Source organism: Cellulosimicrobium sp. 72-3 (assembly GCF_013127315.1).
GTDB classification, from domain to species: domain Bacteria; phylum Actinomycetota; class Actinomycetes; order Actinomycetales; family Cellulomonadaceae; genus Cellulosimicrobium; species Cellulosimicrobium funkei.
In genome coordinates, this window is the sequence record NZ_CP053419.1 from 931,521 (window position 1) to 949,586 (window position 18,066).

General features: G+C 75.5%; 20 protein-coding genes. 19 read left to right on the forward strand and 1 reads right to left on the reverse strand.

Annotation, left to right across the window (positions count from 1 at the left end):
• Positions 1 to 83: 83 nt before the first annotated feature.
• From HKK73_RS04230 to csrA, 19 genes are all read left to right on the forward strand, one after another.
• Positions 84 to 1,367: a FliI/YscN family ATPase gene (locus HKK73_RS04230; protein WP_253705895.1), complete on the forward strand. Its 1,284-nt coding sequence runs from the start codon at positions 84 to 86 to the stop codon at positions 1,365 to 1,367.
• The gene (locus HKK73_RS04235; protein ID WP_043660553.1) at positions 1,367 to 1,801 is read left to right on the forward strand and encodes a flagellar FliJ family protein; all 435 of its coding nucleotides are present in this window, start codon (positions 1,367 to 1,369) and stop codon (positions 1,799 to 1,801) included. The genes HKK73_RS04230 and HKK73_RS04235 overlap by 1 nt, the downstream gene beginning before the upstream one ends.
• A 2-nt stretch (positions 1,802 to 1,803) precedes the next feature.
• Complete coding sequence (locus HKK73_RS04240) at positions 1,804 to 2,532, forward strand: C40 family peptidase (protein WP_171467506.1); 729 nt, start codon at positions 1,804 to 1,806, stop codon at positions 2,530 to 2,532.
• Between the two features lie 11 nt (positions 2,533 to 2,543).
• On the forward strand, positions 2,544 to 4,109 hold the full coding sequence (locus HKK73_RS04245; protein WP_171467507.1) for a flagellar hook-length control protein FliK: 1,566 nt from the start codon (positions 2,544 to 2,546) through the stop codon (positions 4,107 to 4,109).
• A gap of 13 nt (positions 4,110 to 4,122) precedes the next feature.
• On the forward strand, positions 4,123 to 4,611 hold the full coding sequence (locus HKK73_RS04250) for a flagellar hook capping FlgD N-terminal domain-containing protein (RefSeq protein ID WP_233139604.1): 489 nt from the start codon (positions 4,123 to 4,125) through the stop codon (positions 4,609 to 4,611).
• 15 nt (positions 4,612 to 4,626) lie between these two features.
• Positions 4,627 to 5,808 (forward strand): flagellar hook protein FlgE, encoded by a 1,182-nt coding sequence (locus tag HKK73_RS04255; RefSeq protein ID WP_086149048.1) that lies wholly within the window; start codon positions 4,627 to 4,629, stop codon positions 5,806 to 5,808.
• A gap of 145 nt (positions 5,809 to 5,953) precedes the next feature.
• Positions 5,954 to 6,265, forward strand: coding sequence for a flagellar FlbD family protein (locus HKK73_RS04260; protein ID WP_034652796.1), 312 nt, complete (start codon positions 5,954 to 5,956; stop codon positions 6,263 to 6,265).
• 3 nt (positions 6,266 to 6,268) lie between these two features.
• Complete coding sequence (locus HKK73_RS04265; RefSeq protein WP_021483317.1) at positions 6,269 to 7,042, forward strand: motility protein A; 774 nt, start codon at positions 6,269 to 6,271, stop codon at positions 7,040 to 7,042.
• Positions 7,042 to 7,935 carry a flagellar motor protein MotB gene (locus tag HKK73_RS04270; RefSeq protein WP_144680708.1) on the forward strand — a complete coding sequence of 298 codons (894 nt, stop codon included), beginning with the start codon at positions 7,042 to 7,044 and terminating at the stop codon, positions 7,933 to 7,935. The genes HKK73_RS04265 and HKK73_RS04270 overlap by 1 nt, the downstream gene beginning before the upstream one ends.
• 66 nt (positions 7,936 to 8,001) lie before the next feature.
• Positions 8,002 to 8,901, forward strand: coding sequence for a flagellar motor switch protein FliM (locus HKK73_RS04275; protein ID WP_034652792.1), 900 nt, complete (start codon positions 8,002 to 8,004; stop codon positions 8,899 to 8,901).
• 3 nt (positions 8,902 to 8,904) lie between these two features.
• Positions 8,905 to 9,609, forward strand: coding sequence for a flagellar motor switch protein FliN (gene fliN / locus HKK73_RS04280; RefSeq protein ID WP_034652790.1), 705 nt, complete (start codon positions 8,905 to 8,907; stop codon positions 9,607 to 9,609).
• A 5-nt stretch (positions 9,610 to 9,614) separates the two neighbouring features.
• A complete protein-coding gene (locus HKK73_RS04285; RefSeq protein ID WP_171467508.1) occupies positions 9,615 to 10,217 on the forward strand; it encodes a flagellar biosynthetic protein FliO in 603 nt (200 codons plus the stop codon).
• On the forward strand, positions 10,214 to 11,056 hold the full coding sequence (gene fliP, locus HKK73_RS04290; protein ID WP_076403290.1) for a flagellar type III secretion system pore protein FliP: 843 nt from the start codon (positions 10,214 to 10,216) through the stop codon (positions 11,054 to 11,056). Before HKK73_RS04285 ends, fliP begins: the two co-directional genes overlap by 4 nt.
• Positions 11,057 to 11,058: 2 nt before the next feature.
• Positions 11,059 to 11,334 (forward strand): flagellar biosynthesis protein FliQ, encoded by a 276-nt coding sequence (gene fliQ, locus HKK73_RS04295; RefSeq protein ID WP_021482560.1) that lies wholly within the window; start codon positions 11,059 to 11,061, stop codon positions 11,332 to 11,334.
• 6 nt (positions 11,335 to 11,340) lie between these two features.
• Complete coding sequence (locus tag HKK73_RS04300) at positions 11,341 to 12,093, forward strand: flagellar biosynthetic protein FliR (protein ID WP_171467509.1); 753 nt, start codon at positions 11,341 to 11,343, stop codon at positions 12,091 to 12,093.
• Positions 12,093 to 13,226 carry a flagellar biosynthesis protein FlhB gene (locus tag HKK73_RS04305; protein WP_171467510.1) on the forward strand — a complete coding sequence of 378 codons (1,134 nt, stop codon included), beginning with the start codon at positions 12,093 to 12,095 and terminating at the stop codon, positions 13,224 to 13,226. The genes HKK73_RS04300 and HKK73_RS04305 overlap by 1 nt, the downstream gene beginning before the upstream one ends.
• Positions 13,227 to 13,353: 127 nt before the next feature.
• Complete coding sequence (locus HKK73_RS04310; protein ID WP_253705897.1) at positions 13,354 to 15,399, forward strand: flagellar biosynthesis protein FlhA; 2,046 nt, start codon at positions 13,354 to 13,356, stop codon at positions 15,397 to 15,399.
• Positions 15,371 to 16,222, forward strand: a complete 852-nt coding sequence (locus HKK73_RS04315; RefSeq protein WP_171467512.1) for a hypothetical protein — start codon at positions 15,371 to 15,373, stop codon at positions 16,220 to 16,222. The genes HKK73_RS04310 and HKK73_RS04315 overlap by 29 nt, the downstream gene beginning before the upstream one ends.
• A 69-nt stretch (positions 16,223 to 16,291) precedes the next feature.
• Positions 16,292 to 16,531 (forward strand): carbon storage regulator CsrA, encoded by a 240-nt coding sequence (csrA, locus tag HKK73_RS04320; RefSeq protein ID WP_144721664.1) that lies wholly within the window; start codon positions 16,292 to 16,294, stop codon positions 16,529 to 16,531.
• Positions 16,532 to 16,614: 83 nt separating this feature from the next.
• Here csrA and HKK73_RS04325 read toward each other — a convergent pair whose 3' ends face one another.
• Positions 16,615 to 17,997 (reverse strand): hypothetical protein, encoded by a 1,383-nt coding sequence (locus tag HKK73_RS04325; RefSeq protein ID WP_171467513.1) that lies wholly within the window; start codon positions 17,995 to 17,997, stop codon positions 16,615 to 16,617.
• Positions 17,998 to 18,066: the final 69 nt, after the last annotated feature.

An 18,066-nucleotide genomic window follows, 5' to 3' on the forward strand; every position in this document is an offset into this window, starting at 1 on the left:
GCTCGGCCGCCCCGAGCACGCGCACCGCGGCGGGCGCGTCCCGCCCGCACTCCCGCCCGCCCGCGCTCGAGTCCCTCGTCGCGGTGGCGCGGCCCGAGCGGGTCGGCGTCGTGACGTCGGCCGTCGGGCTGAGCCTCGAGGTCGCGGGCCTGAGCTGCGGCATCGGCGACCTCGTCCACGTCGGCGACGGCCCGCACCCCCTCGACGCGGAGGTCGTCGCGACCGCCGAGGGCAGGACGCGCTGCATGCCGCTCGGCCGGCTCTCCGGTATCCGCGCGGGCGACCCGGTGCGCACGCGCGGCACCGGGGTCCTCGTCCCGACCGGGCGCGGGCTGTTCGGCCGCGTGGTCGACGCGCTCGGCCGCCCCGTGGACGGGCGCGGCCCGCTCGGGCGCGCGCCCCGCGTGCCCGTGGACGCGGACGCGCCCGCCGCGATGGAGCGGGCGCGCATCGACACGCCGCTCCAGACCGGCGTGCGGGTCCTCGACACGCTCACCACGCTCGGCCGGGGGCAGCGCATCGGGCTGTTCGCCGGCTCCGGCGTCGGCAAGTCCTCGCTGCTGTCGATGGTCGCGCGCGGGACCGACGCCGAGGTGTCGGTCATCGCGCTCGTCGGCGAGCGCGGGCGCGAGGTGCGCGAGTTCCTCGAGGACGACCTCGGCCCCGAGGGCCTGGCCCGGTCGGTCGTCGTCGTCGCGACGTCCGACGAGCCCGCGATGATGCGCCGGCGCGCAGCCTTCACGGCGACCCGGATCGCCGAGTCGTTCCGGGAGGCCGGGTCGCACGTCGTCCTCATGATGGACTCCCTCACGCGCGTGTCCATGGCGCAGCGCGAGATCGGGCTGTCCGTGGGGGAGCCCCCCGCGACCCGCGGCTACCCCCCGTCGACGTTCTCCCTCATGGGGAACCTGCTCGAGCGCGCGGGCACCGCGGCGACGGGCTCCGTCACCGGGATCTACACCGTCCTCGTCGACGGCGACGACCACAACGAGCCGATCGCCGACCAGGCGCGCTCGATCCTCGACGGGCACGTCGTGCTCGACCGGTCCATCGCCGTCTCGGGCCACTACCCGGCGGTCGACGCGCTCGCGTCGGTCTCGCGCGTCGCGTCGCGCGTGACCACGCCCGAGCAGCGGTCCGTCGCGCTGACGCTGCGCCGGGTCCTCGCGGCGCGCCGCAAGGCGCAGGACATCCTCGACATCGGGGCGTACAAGAAGGGCACCGACCCCCTCGTCGACGCGAGCCTCGAGCACCAGGGGGCGATCGACGCCTTCCTGCAGCAGGTCATGACCGACAGGACGCCGGCCGAGGAGTCGTGGGCGCGCCTCACGCGGCTCACCCAGGTGCTGGCCGGAGGGGAGGACTGATGGCGGGGAAGTTCCGGCTCGCGGGCGTGCTGCGCCTGCGCCGCCTCGAGGAGGACGGCGCCAAGGCGGCGCTCGCGGGAGCGCACGCGGACCTCGCGCGCACCGTGGAGGAGGCGGGCGGTCTCGCCGCCTACCTCGACGCCTCGCCCGAGCGCCCGACGACGAGCGCGGCGCTGTCCGGGCTCGCGGCCTCGCGCGCCGCGGCGAGCGCGCTGTTCTCCGTGCTCGAGTCCGAGGAGCGGGTGCGCGCGCACGCCGTGGACGAGGCGCGCGCGGAGCTCGCGCGCGCCCGCGCCGCCGCGCTGGGCCTCGAGAAGCTCGAGGAGCGGCACGACGCCGAGACGGCCCGCGCGGAAGGGCGCGCCGACCAGGCCGCGCTCGACGAGATCGCCTCGGCCGCGCGGCGCACGACGGCCGGGGGGTCGACGACGTGAGCATGACCCAGGCGCTCGCCCGCGTGGGCGAGATCCGCACGGAGATCGTGGCGCTGCACGACGTCGTGACCGCCCCCGGCCGGTCGACTCCGGCGTCGTCGTCCACGAGCGCGACCGACTTCGCGTCGGCGCTCTCGGCGCTCGCGGCGCTGCCGACGACGGGCGCGGCGGGCACCGGCTCGGACGTGGTCGGGCGCCTGCTCGGCACGCTGTCCGGGGCGACGGGCGCCGACGAGCTCGCGCGCAGCGCGCTGTTCGGGGCGGGGGCGTCGCCGGGCTCCGCGGCGGGGGCGGCCGTCGTGCCCGCGGCGCCCGCGGCGCCCGCCGGCCCGGCGACCGCGCCCGACGGCGCGCCCGACGGCGCGACCGACGGCGTGGCGGGACGGTCGGTCGTCGAGACGGCGCGCCAGTACCTCGGCGTGCCCTACGTGTGGGGCGGCGAGAGCCTCGGCGAGGGCGGCCTCGACTGCTCGGGCCTCGTCCAGCTCGTGTACTCCGCGCACGGCGTCGACCTGCCGCGCGTCGCGCGCGACCAGATGCGCCAGGGGACCGAGGTCGGCTCGCTCGCCGAGGCGCGCCCCGGCGACCTCGTGGTGCAGCGCGGGGGCAAGCACATCGGCATCTACGTGGGTGACGGGCAGATGATCCACGCGCCCAAGCCCGGCCGCACCGTCGAGATCACGGACGTCACCGACGCCTCCGTGACGACCGTCCGCCGCGTGATCGGCTGAGGAGGACCACGATGACCCTGACCACGAACGCCCTGGTCGCGGCCCCGGCACCGGCCACGACGGCGCGACCCCGGGCGGCGTCCGGAGCGTCGGCCGACGCGTTCGGCCGCAGCTTCGACGCCGCGCTCGGCGAGGCGGCCCGCAGCCGCCCCGAGCCCGCGCGGCTTCCCGGCGGCACCCCTGGCGACCGGGCCGTCGACGACGGCACGACCGCCGCCGGGTCCTCGACCGCCAGCACCTCGACCGCCGAGCTCTCGACCGACGGGTCCTCGACCGACGGGCCGGCGACCATCGGGACCCCCGGCGCCGACTCCTCGGCGGACGGCGCGACCGCCGCGGACGACCAGCCCGCCGGGCCGCCCGTGCCCGTCGGCCTGCCGGGCCTGCCGGTGCTCCCCGACGCGACGCCCGTCGGTCTCGACGGCGCGCTCGCCGGCACCGCCACGCCGGACGGCGCGGCAGCTGCCGCCGTCGGGGACGACGCGGCGCCCGGCGACGCGCACGGTCCGGTGGACGCGGCGCCGTCGGACGACGCCACGGCGGCGCCGGGTGCGCCCGCCCCGACCACGGCCGACCGCCCGGGCGCACCCGGCACAACCTCGGTACCCGGCACAGCCCCGGCGGTCGGCACCGCCTCGGCCGGGCCGGGCGAGGCCCGGACGCCGACCGGTGCGCCGTGGTCGTCCGACGCGACGGCGACGGCGGACGGCCCGGCGACCGTGCCCGCCGCGACGGGGGCGAGCGGTGCTGCCGGAGAGGCCGTCGCCACGGCCGGACCTCCGGCGAGCGCCGGGCCCGGGGCCGGGACGAGCACGACCCCGCCGCCGGGTCCGGTCCCCGCCACGCCGGGGGCGCCGGTCCCCGCCGCGCCGGGTGCGCCGACCGGCCCCGGGGGCGTCGCCGTCGCCCCGGCGCCGGGGGAGGCGGACGGCGCGACGGCCCCAGCCCCGACCGGCCCGGAGGGCACGGCCCTCGCGCCGGACGCCGCGCCGCGGGCCTCCGCGGAGCTCCTCGCCGCCGCGCCCGTCGCGGCCCCCGCCGCCCCGCAGGCCGCGGGCACGCCCGCGGTGACCGCCCCGGCGGCGGCGTCGCACCCGGCACAGCCGCTGCACGCGCAGGTCGCCGGGCCCGTCGTCCGGCTCGCCGAGGCGGGCGACGGCGACCACGTGCTCACGCTCTCCGTGACGCCCGAGAACCTCGGGCCCGTGACGGTCCGCGCGCACGTCGCGGGCGGTGACCTGCGCATCGAGCTCTACGCGCCGCACGACACGGGCCGCGAGGCGCTGCGCGCCATCGTCGCCGACCTGCGGCGCGACCTCGCGGGCATCGCGGGCGGGGCGTCGTCGGTCACCGTCGCGGACGCGGGAGCACCGGGCGCGGCTGTGGATGGTCGGGACGGTCGGGACGGCCGCGGTGCCACCGCCGACGGGTCCGGGGCGCGTCGCGACCCGCAGGAGCCCGGCGCGCACGACCGCGGCCCGGGCCGTCCGCACCGAGGGGCCACCGAGCCCGAGACCGAGCCGACAGTGGTCGGCAGGACGTACGGCGCCGCCCGGCGCCTCGACGTCCTCGTCTGAGGAGAGGAACCACGTGCCCGTCGAACCCGTGAGCGCGCCGGCGCCGGCATCGATGTATGCCACGAAGAGCGTGCGCGCGCCCAAGCAGGAGTACGACAGCGAGCTCTTCCTCGGGCTCCTCGTGACCCAGCTGCGCAACCAGGACCCGTCCAGCTCCATGGACACCGGCGAGATCGTCTCGCAGACGACGTCGCTCGCCATGATGGAGGCGCTCACGCGGATGACCGGGCTCGTCGAGGAGTCGTTCGCGCTCCAGATGCGCCAGTCGGCCGCCGACCTCCTGGGCAACAAGGTCTCCTACCTCGACGCCGACGGCGTCGAGCACACGGGCACCGCCACCGCGGTGTCGTACCGCGACGCGGTACCCACCGTGACGATCGGCGGGGTGACGGTCGACCTCGACCACGTCTCCGCCGTCACCTCCTCGGTCAGCACGGATGCCACCGGGACCCCGGCAGCCACGGACGGCGCCACCGACGACCACGGCAGCTCCGCCGCCTGACCCGAAAGGACTCTCGTGCTCCGCTCCCTCAACACCGGAATCTCCGGCCTGCGCGCCCACCAGAACATGCTGGACGTCACGGGCAACAACATCGCGAACGTCAACACGACGGGCTTCAAGTCCTCGCGCACCCAGTTCCAGGACACACTGTCCCAGCTCGTCGCGGCGGGTGTCGCGCCGGACCAGCAGGTCGGCGGCGCGAACCCCGCGCAGATCGGTCTCGGCGTCACGACGGCCGCCATCACGACGCAGTTCACCCAGGGCGCCGCGCAGACCACGGGCGTGCCGACCGACCTCATGATCGACGGCGACGGGTTCTTCGTCGTCGAGCGGGGCGGCCAGGCGTACTACACGCGCAACGGTGGGTTCACGTTCGACGGCGCGGGCCGGCTCGTCAACGCGAGCGGCGACCTCGTCCAGGGCTGGACCGCCACCGACGGCGTGGTGAACACGAGCAGCCCGCTCGGCAACCTCACGATCCCCGTCGGGGACGTCATCCCGCCCCGCGCGACCACGGGCGTGACGTTCGGGGGCAACCTGCCCTCGGACGCGGCGGACGGCACCGAGCTCGTGCGCGACGTCGAGGTCTTCGACGCGGCGGGCCGGGCCAGCAAGCTCTCGCTCGTCTTCACGGCCGCAGGCGGCGGCTGGTCCGTGAGCGCCCGGGACGGCGCGACCGGCGCCACGCTCGCCGGCCCGCAGGCCCTGACGTTCACCGGCGGCGCCCTGACCGGCGGCGGGTCCCTCGCCGTCGGCGGCGTGACGGTCGGCCTCGACGGGCTCACCTCGTACGCGGGGCTGTCCAACGTCGCCGTCGCGAGCAAGGACGGCGGGGCCGCCGGGTCGCTCACGTCGTACTCCGTCTCCGGCGACGGCTCGATCGTCGGCCGCTACTCGAACGGCCGGACCGAGGTCCTCGGCCAGGTCGCGCTCGCGACGTTCACCAACGCCGGCGGGCTCGAGAAGGCGGGCGACTCGCTCTTCGCGGCGACGCAGTACTCGGGCGACCTGCTGGTCGGCGCCGCGGGCGACCCGGGCCTCGGCTCGATCACCGCGGGCGCTCTCGAGATGTCGAACGTCGACCTCTCGCAGGAGTTCACCAACCTCATCGTGTCGCAGCGCGGGTTCCAGGCGAACTCGCGCGTGATCACGACGTCCGACGAGGTGCTCACCGAGCTCGTCAACCTCAAGCGCTGACCCGGGCGCGGTGGGGTGCCTCCCGGCCCGACCGGGAGGCACCCCACCGAACCCCGCGCTGGACCCCGCACCGCCTTCCGACCCGCACCTCCGTCCCGAACCCGTCCGCACCTGACCCGGACCCGTCCCACCCGAAGGGAGAGCCGTGATCGTCCTCACGCGCTTCAGCTCCGAGCGCATCGCGATCAACGCGGACCTGGTGGCCCGCGTCGAGACCAACCCGGACACGCGCGTGACGCTCATCGACGGCTCGCGCTACATCGTGACCGAGCCCATGGAGGTCGTGATCCGCCTCGTCGAGGAGCACAAGGCGCGCGTGCTCGCGCTCGCGCGCTCCCTGCCCGCCCCCGCCGAGCGCGCGCCGCTCGAGGTCGTCCGGTCCGCGCCCGACGACGCCCCCGCCCCCGGCGACCGCCCGGTCGCCCTCGCACCCCTGCCCGACACGAGGACGAAGTAGGCCATGGACCCCGCAACCATCATCGGCATCCTCGTCGCGTTCGGCTCGCTCATCGCGATGGTGTACCTCGAGGGGTCGCAGATCACCTCGATCCTGCTCCCGGCACCGATCATCCTCGTCTTCGGGGCGAGCATCTTCGCCGCCGTCGCGTCGGGGACGCTCAAGGACTCGGTCCGGGCCTTCAAGACGCTGCCGCGCGCGTTCACGGGCAAGGCGCCCCGTCCCGCGGAGGCCATCGAGGAGGTCGTCCGGGCCGCGGAGATCGTCCAGAACGACGGCGGCCTGCTCGCCCTCGAGGCCGAGTCCCAGAAGACCGACGATCCGTTCCAGCGCAGCGCGCTGCAGTCGCTCGCCGACGGCTCGGACGCCGAGCAGCTGCGCACCCTGCTCGAGGAGCGGATCGAGACCAAGGCCCGCGAGGACGCCGTCGCGTACGACTTCTTCAACGCGATCGGTGGCTACGCCCCCACGATCGGCATCGTCGGCACCGTCGTCTCGCTGACCCACGTGCTGGAGAACCTGTCCGAGCCCGAGAAGCTCGGGCACATGATCGCCGCGGCGTTCATCGCGACCCTGTGGGGCATCCTCTCCGCCAACTTCATCTGGCTGCCCATCGGCGCGAAGCTCAAGCGCCTGTCCGACCTCGAGATCGAGCGGCTCCACGTCCTCCTCGAGGGCTACATGTCGATCCAGGCGGGCTCGCGCGCCCGGGTCATCGACGAGCGGCTCAAGACGATGGTCCCCGAGTGGTCGTTGCCCGAGGACAAGGCCGCCTGATGGCGCGGCGTCGCAGGGGCGGCCACGGCGGCGGGGGCGGCGGTGGCGGGCACGACACGGGCGGCTCCGGCCGCTGGATGGTGTCGTACATGGACATGGTGACCGTCCTCATGTGCCTGTTCATCGTCCTGTTCGCCATCAGCTCGGTCGACCAGGGCAAGTACCAGGAGCTGAAGTCCTCCCTCGCGGAGGGCTTCGGCAACGTCGAGGACGCCGCGGTCGTCGAGGAGGTCGTCGAGAACCCGGCCGAGGAGCCGGTCGACGTCGAGACGGACCTCGAGCGCGCGCTCGACGAGGTGTCGGACCTCTCGGCGCTGCGCGACGCGATGGCCCGCGACCTCGCCGCGCACGGGCGCGCCGACACGGTCCGGTTCGACATCGACGAGCGCGGGCTGACCGTGCGGCTCGTGTCCGCGGACACGTTCTTCTCGCCCGGGAGCGCGGACCTCACGCAGGAGGCGCGGGCGGTGCTCGACGTCGTGGGCCCGGCGCTCGCGCCGACCGCGCACGAGATCCGCATCGAGGGCAACGCCGACTACACCTCGACCGTGACGTCGGTCTTCCCGTCGAACTGGGAGCTGTCGTCGTCGCGCGCCACCGCCGTGCTGCGCCACCTCGTCGAGCAGGACGGCCTCGCCGAGCACCGGATCGCCGCGGTGGGCTTCGGCTCGGCGCGCCCGCTCGCCGAGGGCACGAGCCCCGAGGCGCTCGCGACGAACCGCCGCGTCGACATCATGGTGCTCTCGTCCGCGCCGGAGGCCGTGCGCGCGCTCATCCCGCAGGTGCTCTCGGGGCAGCTCAGCGCGGCGGACGTCCCGGCCGCGGAGGCGGACGCGCGGGCTCTCGCGCGGGCCGCCGAGACGGCGGGAGAGGCGGGCGCACCGGGGGAGTGACGGGGTCCGTCGAGCCTGCGCGGCGTCGCGCAGGCTCGCGTCGTGCGCGCCCGCATAGGAGCGGTCGTGAGCACGACGACACCCGAGCGGGTCCAGCAGCCCGCACCGAGCCGCAAGGTCGAGGTCTACGACTTCCGCCGCCCGACGACGCTCGTCCGCGAGCACCACCGCATCCTCGAGATGGCGTTCGAGAGCTTCGCGCGCCAGTGGGGCACGCAGCTCACGGCCCGCGTGCGGGTCGTGAGCCAGGTCAACCTCGCCGCGGTCGCGATGCGCACCTACGACGACTACGTCGCCGAGCTGCCCGTGACGACGACGTTCGTCGTGTGCGAGCTCGAGGGGATCGGCCCGCGCGCCGTCCTGCAGTTCCCGCACACGGACGCCCTCACGTGGATCGCCCACATGCTCGGCGCCGGACCGAGCATCCCGGTCGTCGACCGCAAGTTCACCGACGTCGAGCGCACGCTCGTGACGTCGCTGCTCACCGAGACGCTGCGCGACCTGCGCCACTCGATGGGCCGGCTCCTCGAGAACCCGCTGCGGATCTCGTCGATCCAGCACAACTCGCAGTTCGCCCAGGCCGCCCCGACCGCCGAGCTCATGATCGTCGCCGAGTTCGACCTCCGCGTCGGCGAGCGCGCGTGCCGGGCGACCCTCGCCGTGCCGTCGGTCGCGCTGCTGCCGCACCTCGGCGAGGCCAACCCGGCGGACGACCCCGCCGACGCCACCCGGCGCACGCGCCAGCACGTCGCGCGCTCGCTCGTCGACGTCACCGTCGAGCTCACCGGCGCGTCCATGACGCCGACCGAGGTGCTGGACCTCGCCGTCGGCGACGTCGTGCACGTCCCCCACGCCCAGTCCCGCCCGCTCGACGTCATCGTCGACGGCCACGTCCTGGCCCGCGGCGCCGTCGGCTCGTCCGGCTCCCGCCTCGCCTGCCGCATCGTCACCACCGAGGAGAACTGACCCATGAGCACCGCCACCCCGGTCGAGCAGTCCGTCGTCGAGGCCGCGTCGGCCGCCGCCCACGCGCTCGTCGAGCTCGTCCCGACCAGCACCCCGCTGCGCGCGGCCCTGCGCGGCGGCGCCCCCGTCGGCCCGCAGGCCGCGCGGGCGGTCGTCGCCTCGTACGTGGGGGACTCCGGCACCGACCTCGCGCTCGCACTCATCGACCAGGACGCGCTCGCCGACGCCTCCCAGGAGGCGGCGCTCGACGTCACCGACGTCCTGCGCCCCGCCCTGGAGGCCGCGGGGGCGACCACCGGCGTCGGCGTGCTCGGGGAGGTGCGCGTCGCCGACGCGACCGCGCTCTTCGAGGACCCGGAGTCCGTCGTGTTCGAGCTCTCCACGGACGACGGCCCGACGGCGGGCTGGTTCGTCGTGCGCACGCGCCGCGCGCTCCAGAGCCTGCCCGACGAGGCCGTGACCGGCGCGCGGCTCGCGCGCATCTCCAACGTCGAGATGCGCCTCTCCGTGATCGTGGGCCGCACCCGGATGCCGGTGCGGGACGTGCTCAGCCTCGAGCCGGGCGCCGTCGTCGAGCTCGACCGGTCCGCCGGGGCGCCGGCGGACGTGCAGCTCAACGGCCGCACGATCGCCAAGGGCGAGGTCGTGGTCGTCGACGGCGGCGACTACGGGGTGCGCATCACCAAGATCCTCGACGCGGACGACTGACCGGCATGGACGTCACCACCGTGCTGCGCGTCGCCTTCTCGCTGGCGGTCGTGCTCGGGCTCCTGTGGGTCTCGTACCGCGTCGCGAGCAAGACCTCGCGCTCCGCGCCGCGCGGGCGCCAGGAGCAGCTGACCGTGGTCGCGCGCCAGGGGCTGTCGCAGAAGAGCGCCGCGGTCCTGCTCGAGGCCGGGGGCCGGCGGTACCTCCTCGGCGTGACGGAGTCGTCCGTGACCGTCATCGACGGCCCGACACCCGTCCCGTCCGACGTCCCGCCCACCGCGGTCCCCGCAGCGGACGCGACGCCAGGTGCTCCGACCTCGGACGAGCCGTCGTTCGACGACGCCGTCACCGCGGCACGACTGTGGCTCGCGCAGCCGCCCGCGAACGGGGACGCCCCGGCGTGGAACGGCGAGCCCGGCTCGGTTCCCGCCGACGTGCGCGCCGACGTGCCCGCCGCCGCGCCCCCGGCCGTCTCGGGGCCTCGGGTCGGGACCCCCGGGACCGCCGTCGTCGTCGCGCCGCCCGTGCCGACGAGCGCCCTGCGCACCTTCCTCGCGCCCGACACGTGGCGCAAGGCCGCGCGGGTCGTGCGAGGAGGTGCCCGGTGACCCGCGCCCTCCCGTCGCGCCGCGCGCTGCGCGTCGCGGTGCTCGTCGGGGCGGTCCTGCTCCTCGTCGCGGTCGCGACCGTCCTGCTCGCGCCCCACGCGGGCGCCGCGGTCGTCGACCCGACCGACCCGGCCCCGCCCACCCAGCCGGTCGACCCGCAGGACGGCGGGTCGACGCTCTCGGTGGAGATCAACGGGCCGAACGGCGAGCCGTCGTCGTCCCTCGTGACGCTGGTCGGCATCACGCTGCTGTCGCTCGCGCCGACGCTGCTGCTCATGATGACGTCGTTCACCAAGATCTTCGTCGTCCTCGCCCTGACCCGGAACGCGCTGGGCACCGCCACGGTGCCGCCCAACATGGTCCTCGCCGGGCTCGCGCTGTTCCTCTCGCTGTTCGTCATGTGGCCGGTGTTCGGCGAGATCAACGACGCCGCGGTCCAGCCCTACCTCGACGGCACCACGACCTTCAGCCAGGCGCTCGACGCGGGCGCCGTGCCGCTGCGGGAGTTCATGCTCGCCCACACGCGCGAGGAGGACCTCGCGCTCATGACGCGCGCCGCCGACCTCGAGAACCCGGCGACCCCCGTCGACGTCCCGCTCACGACGCTCGTCCCCGCGTTCGTCATCTCGGAGCTCCGCGCCGCGTTCATCATCGGGTTCGTCGTCTTCGTGCCGTTCCTCGTCATCGACCTCGTCGTCGCCGCGGCCCTCATGAGCATGGGCATGATGATGCTGCCGCCCACGATGATCTCGCTGCCATTCAAGCTGCTGCTCTTCGTCCTCGTCGACGGGTGGGGTCTCATCACGACCTCGCTCATCGGCTCGTACGGGATGGGTTGACCGTGGAGACCGCCGCCGTCCTCGACGTCGCCACGCAGGCGCTCGTCCTCGCCGCCAAGCTCGCGGCCCCCGTGCTCGTCACGTCGCTCGTCGTGGGGCTCGCCATCTCGATCGTGCAGTCCGTCACGCAGATCCAGGAGATCACGCTCTCGTTCGTCCCCAAGGCGCTCGCGGTCGCCGTCGCGCTCGTCGTGTGCGGCAACTGGATGATCGGCGAGATGGTGACGTTCACGCACGAGATGTTCGACCTCATCCCGTCGCTGCTGAACGGGGGCTGACGTCCCGTGCAGCTCGAGATCGACCTCGCGTGGCTCCAGGCGACGATGCTCGCGGGCGTCCGCATGGCCGCGTTCATGACCATCGCGCCGCCGTTCTCGCACCACGCCATCCCGCGCCAGGTCCGCGCGATCCTCGCGGTGTCGCTCGGGCTCGTGGTCTCCGGTCGTGCCGCCCCCGGGTACGAGGCGACCGGCACCGCGACGTTCCTCGCGCACCTCGTCGCCGAGGCGGTCACGGGGGCGATGCTCGGGACGCTCGTCATTGTCGTCTTCTCGGCGATCACCGCCGCCGGCGCCCACCTCGACCTGTTCGGCGGGTTCTCGCTCGGCATGGCGTACGACCCCCAGACGAACGTCAACGGGTCGCAGTTCACGCGCCTCTTCGCGCTCCTCGCGGTCGTGCTCATGTTCGTCTCCGACGCGTACCAGCTGATGGTGCTCGGCCTCGCCCGCTCCTACGAGGCCGTCCCGGTGGGCGGCCTGGCCAGCGTCCCGGCGGCGTCGTTCGTCGAGGCCCTCACCGGGTCGTTCGTGGCGGGGCTGCAGATCGCCGGGCCGATCGTCGTCGTGCTCTTCCTGGCCGACGCCGGGCTCGGCCTGGTCAACCGGGTCGCCCCCGCGCTCAACGCGTTCGCGATGGGCTTCCCGCTGAAGATCTTCCTCACGCTCGCGCTCGTCGGGACCGTGCTCGTCGCGCTGCCGCACGTCGTCTCGGTGCTCACGGCCGAGGCCGTCGAGCGCATGGGCGGGGTGGGCTGATGGCCGACTCCACCGAGGAGAAGACCGAGCAGGCCTCCGACCGGAAGATGAAGGAGGTCCGGTCCAAGGGCCAGCTCGGCAAGTCGCAGGACCTCACGGCCTGGGTCGGGGTCGGGATCGCCGGCGCGGTGATCCCGCTGACCGTGAGCGCCGCGGCACGGGCCGCGACCGACCAAGTGCTGTCGCTGCGCACCGTGATCGAGAACCCCGAGCCCGCGGTCGCGCTCCAGCTCGCGCAGGACGCGCTCGGTTCCGTGGTGCCGACCATGCTGCCGCTGCTCGGGGCGATCGCCGTCGCCGTGCTGCTCGCGTCGGTCGCGCAGGGCGGCCTGCACCTGAAGCGGCTGAGGCCCGAGGCCGACCAGTTCAACCCGATGAGCGGGCTCAAGCGGATGTTCGGGGCGCAGGCGCTGTGGAACGGCGCCAAGGCCCTGCTCAAGACGACGGTCGTCGGCGTCGTGCTCTACGCGGTCGTCCAGTCCCTCATGCCGGTCCTCCTGGCCGCGGGCGGCCTGCCGATCGCGTCGCTGCTCGAGGCGGCGGGCTCCGGCGTGCGCTCGCTCCTGGTCTGGGCGACGGCGGCGGGCCTCACCCTCGCGCTGTTCGACGTGCTCGTCGTGGCACGACGCAACCGCAAGAAGACGCGCATGACCAAGAAGGAGCTCAAGGACGAGAACAAGAGCACCGACGGCGACCCGCTCGTGAAGTCGCAGCGCCGGTCGATGGCGCGCTCGATGACGCGCAACCGCATGCTCGCCGCCGTGGCCGACGCGGACGTCGTCGTCGTCAACCCGACCCACGTCGCCGTCGCGCTGCGGTACGAGCCCGGGCGCTCCGCGCCGCGCGTCGTCGCGAAGGGCGCCGACCACGTCGCCGCCCGCATCCGCGAGAAGGCCGAGGAGTCGCGGGTGCCGATGGTCCGCGACGTCCCGCTCGCGCGCGCCCTGCACCGGGCGTGCGACGTCGGGCAGGAGGTGCCCGTCGAGCTCTACATGGCCGTCGCGCGCGTCCTCGCGTTCGTCATGGCGCTCACGCGCCGCGGCGCGGCGGCCTCGTCCGTCCCGCACCGCATGGCTCGCCCGGCGATCGCGCCCGGCGAGTGGCCCGCCACCGACGACGCGCGGGCCGCATGACCCCGCCCGGCGCAGCCGTCGGCGCGCGCTGCGGCGGCCACGACCTGCATAGGACGTCGCGTCAGCAGCCGCCGACGCCCCGGACCCGGAAGGACCAGCGTTCCGCGTGAAGAACCGATCCCTCGCCATGATCGCCGTGCCGCTCGGCGTCGTCGGCATCGTCCTGCTGCTCGTCGTGCCGATCCCCGCGGCCCTGCTCGACGTGCTCATCATCGTCAACATCCTGCTGTCGCTCGTGATCCTGCTGACGTCGATGTTCGTCAAGAAGCCGCTCGACTTCTCGGTGTTCCCGTCGCTGCTGCTCGTCGCGACGCTGTTCCGGCTGGGCCTCAACGTCGCCTCGACGCGGCTCGTGCTCGGGGACGGCTACGCGGGCGAGGTCATCGGCGCGTTCGGCCACATCGTCGTCGACGGGAACCTCGTCATCGGCATGGTCGTGTTCCTCATCCTCGTCGTCATCCAGTTCCTCGTGATCACCAAGGGCGCGGAGCGCGTGGCCGAGGTCGGGGCGCGCTTCACGCTCGACGCGATGCCCGGCAAGCAGATGGCGATCGACGCCGACCTCAACGCGGGGCTCATCAGCGAGCAGGACGCGCGGGCCCGCCGCGCCGAGATCTCCGCGGAGTCCGACTTCTACGGGGCGATGGACGGCGCGTCGAAGTTCGTCAAGGGCGACGCCATCGCGGGCATCGTCATCACGCTCATCAACCTGCTGGGCGGCATCGTGATCGGCGTCGTCATGCACGGCATGCCGGCCATGGAGGCCGTCGACACGTACTCCATCCTCACGGTGGGCGACGGGCTGGTCACCCAGGTCCCCGCGCTGCTCATGGCGGTCGCCACGGGCATGATCGTCACGCGCTCGAACTCCGGCGAGGGCGACGTCGGCTCGCAGGCGTCGAGCCAGCTCGTGCAGTCGCGGCAGGCGCTCGCCATCGCGGGCGTCGCGGCGTTCGCCATGGCGCTCATCGAGGGCATGCCCAAGCTGCCGTTCCTCGTGCTCGGGGTGGGCCTGATCATCGCGGCCCAGCAGATCAAGGCGAGCCAGCGGCGGGCCGAGGTGGCGCGCGCCGCGGCCGAGCAGATCGAGAAGGAGACCACGCGCAGCGACGGCACCGAGGACCTCCTCGAGCAGATGCGCGTGCACGCGCTCGAGATCCTGCTCGCGCCCGACCTCGTCGACCTGGTCACCGGCGCGCACGACGACCTGCTCGGACGGGTCCGCGCCCTGCGGCGCAAGATCGCGACCGACCTCGGGGTCGTCGTGCCCCCCGTCCGCACGCGCGACTCCCTGGAGCTCCCGGCGTCGACCTACGCGGTGCGGATCGCCGGCGTCGAGGCCGGTCGCGGCCAGGCGCCGGCCGGCAAGGTCCTCGCGCTCGGCGACGACCTCGCCGCCCTGCCCGGGCTGGCGACGGTCGACCCGGTGTTCGGCATGGACGGCAAGTGGGTCCCGGTGGAGATGCGGCACAGCGCCGAGATGGCGGGCGCCACGGTGATCGACCGGGTCTCCGTGCTCGTCACGCACCTGTCCGCCCTCATCGCCGCGAACGCGGCGCGGCTGCTGTCCCGCGAGGACGTGCGCGTGCTCACCGACGAGGTCAAGCGGACCAACCCGTCGGCCGTCGACGAGCTCACGCCGGTCCTGCTGTCGCTCGCGGAGGTCCAGCGCGTCCTGCAGGGGCTGCTCGAGGAGCAGGTCGCCGTCAACGACCTGCCCCGGATCTACGAGGCGCTCGCGCTCGCCGCGAAGCGCTCGACCGACCCCGAGCACCTCGTCGAGGCGGCGCGCGCGGCGCTCGGACCGGCGATCCCGGCCCGGCACACGGTCGCGGGCACGATCCGGGTCGTGACGATCGCCCCGGCCCTGGAGCAGGCGATGCTCGCGGGCCGCCAGCCCGGCGGCGACCAGGGCACCGCGATCGTCGTGGACCCGGCGCGCCTCGACGCGTTCCGCTCGTCCGTGGGCGAGCGCGTGCAGGCGGCCCGGGCCACCGGCGAGGACGTCGTCCTCGTGTGCGCGCCGTCGCTGCGCGCGGCGGTCCGGCGTCTCGTCGCGACGCAGGTGCCCGACCTCGCCGTGCTGTCGTACACCGAGGTGACGGCGGGCAACGCGCTCATCGAGACGGTCGGGGTGGTGAACGATGCCCCGGCGATTGCGGCTCGAGGGTGAGTCCCTCGACGCCGTGCTCGCCCAGGCACGGCGCCTGCACGGCCCGGACGCGCGGATCGTCTCCGCCGAGCGGGTCATCACGGGCGGCTTCAAGGGGCTCTTCGGGCGGCAGCACTACGAGGCGGTCGTCGAGGTGGGCGACGCGCCGCCCCGGACCGCCGTCGGGCCGGTCCGGTTCCCCGCCGCCCGCCGGGCGGGCATCGCAGCGTTGCTCGACGACGCCGACGAGGGCGACGCGCTGCGCCCGGCGCCGTCGGCCGCGGTCGAGGTCTCGACCCGCGGCGACGACTTCGCGGCGCTGCTCGACGAGCTCGTGGCCGAGACGGCGGAGCCGCCGCCCGCGGCCGTCACCGCCCCGCCCGCGCCCGTGTCGCCGCTGCCGCGCGCGGCGCCGGGCGACCTCGTGGCGCTCGTCGGGCTGGCCGCGGACGTCGTCCCGGCGGCCCGCGCGCTGGCGCAGCGGGAGGGCCTGCTCACGGCCTGCGCGGGCAGCGCGACCGACGGCGACACGGTGCGCGTCGACGACCGGCGCGCGGCGACCGAGGCGCGCGCCCGCGGGGTCCGCGCGGCCCGCGCCACGGTCGTGGCCGTCGGGGTGCGCGTGGACGCGGCCGGGGTGGCGCGGGTCCTCGACGAGCTGGACGCCGAGCAGGTCGCGGTCGTGGTCGACGCCTCGCGCAAGCCCGCGGACACCGAGCGCTGGGTCGCCGAGGTGCAGCGGCTCGTGCTGGTCCGCGCCATGGTCGTGGTCGGGCGCGAGCTGACGACGACGCCCGACTCCGTGCTCGCGCTCGGGCTCCCGGAGCTGCGGCCCGCAGGCTGACCCGGGCCGCGCCCGCATAGGTCCTCCGAACGGTCAGGATGACACGCGGGACGTCAGGAGGACGTGGCGATGCTGGTGCTGGGACGCAAGGTGGGAGAACGGATCCTCGTCGGCGACGACGTCGTGGTCACGGTCGTGTCGGTGGGTCGGGACGGGGTGCGCGTCGGGATCGACGCGCCCCGCGAGGTGCGGGTCCACCGGGCCGAGATCGTCGACCAGGTCGCCGCGGACAACCGGGCCGCCGCGCTCGGGGCACCCGGGGGCGAGGCGCGCGCCCGCGCGCTGCTGGGGCTCGACGCGCCCTCCTGACGCGCCGCACGGGACGTGCGGGGTCCTCGGCGGCGGAGAGCCGCCGTCGGGGGTGCCCCTCCCGTCGGGAGGCCCGCCGAGCGCTACCCGCGTCCGCCGCGGCCGCCACCGTGGCCGCGGTCCTGCCGGCCCGCGTCCTTGTCGGTGCGCCGGTCGTCGCGGGTCTGCGGCTGCGGCTTCGCCGTCCCCGGCCGGGACGAGCCGCGCGCCTCGTCGGACCGCGGTGCGGGACGGTCGGGCTTCGGCTGAGCCGGGCGCGTGACGGGCGGCCCCGGTCGCGCGGGCACGGGCGTCGGTGCGGGCCGGACGGCCGGCGCGGGCTTCGGCTTCGGCGTCGGCTTCGGCGACGGCTTCGCCGCAGCCGGCGGCGCGGGCTGGGGCGGAGCAGCCGGTGCCGGCGCCGCTCCCGAGGCGGGGGCGGGAGCCGGTGCGGGCGTCTCCGGGACGGCCGGGCCCGGTGCGGCCGGCACGACCACGGGCAGCGGCTCGACCACGGGCTCGCCGCCGGGCTCGTCGGCGGGCACGTCGACGGCGTCGTCCACCCGCGGACCGACCGGCTCGTCCGCCGGCTCGTCGACGAGCTCGACGGCGGGTGCCGTCGACGGCGCCAGGCCCGTCAGCACCGGGGAAGACAGGTCGAGGCGGACGGACGCGGCGTCGGCGCCGTCGAGCGGCGCCCACGCGGTCGAGCCGGTCCCCGGGGTCGTACCCAGGAGCACCTGCTCGGGCCGTGCCGAGACGCCCGGGCCACCACCGACCTCGTCCTGCGCGGGCGCGACGACGACCCCGAACGCGAGCGTCGCCGCCGAGAGCACCGCGGCGGCGCCCCAGCGCACGGGACGACCCGGGCCGCTGGAGCGCGCGCGGCCCCGTACCCCGAGCGCACGGCGACGCTCCGGGCGTGCGGGGGCGTGCGCCGACGAGACCGTCGCTGCCGACCGGGACGTCGGGAGCGAGCGCGTGGCGGTGGCCTCGTCCAGCGGTTGCGGCGTGGGCGGGAGCCCCGCCGCCACGGCACCCGTGCGGACGACCTCCCGCGGGGCAGGACGGTCCACGACCGCGGCGGTCTCCCGGAGCAGCAGCAGGGCGGCGCGGTCGGCCGCGAGGCGGTGGCGGTACGGCGGGACGGCGACCGCGCCCTCCGCGGCCAGCGCGCGCACGGCGCGCAGGGCCTCGAAGCGCACGGTGGGCGACCAGGCGCGGTCCTCGAGCGGACGACGGCCGGCGACGAGGTCGTCGAGCACGGCGCGCTGGGCGTCGGTCACCGCCCGTAGCGCGGCGACCTGGTCCGTCCCCGAGACCCCCGCGGCGCGGACGTGCCGCCGGGCGTCGCGCGCGAGCCCGACGGCGTGCGCGGCGACGAGGCCGGCCACCGCGCGCTCGCGCTCGCCCTCCGGCACCGTCGCGGCGACGACGCGTGCGTCCTCGACGACCGAGCGTCGAGATCCGGGTCCCTCGTCAGACATGTCCTGCTGCCCCCGTGCTCCTGCGCCCGCCCTGCGGCCGCCCCCTGGTCCCCGTGCGCGCCACGGTGC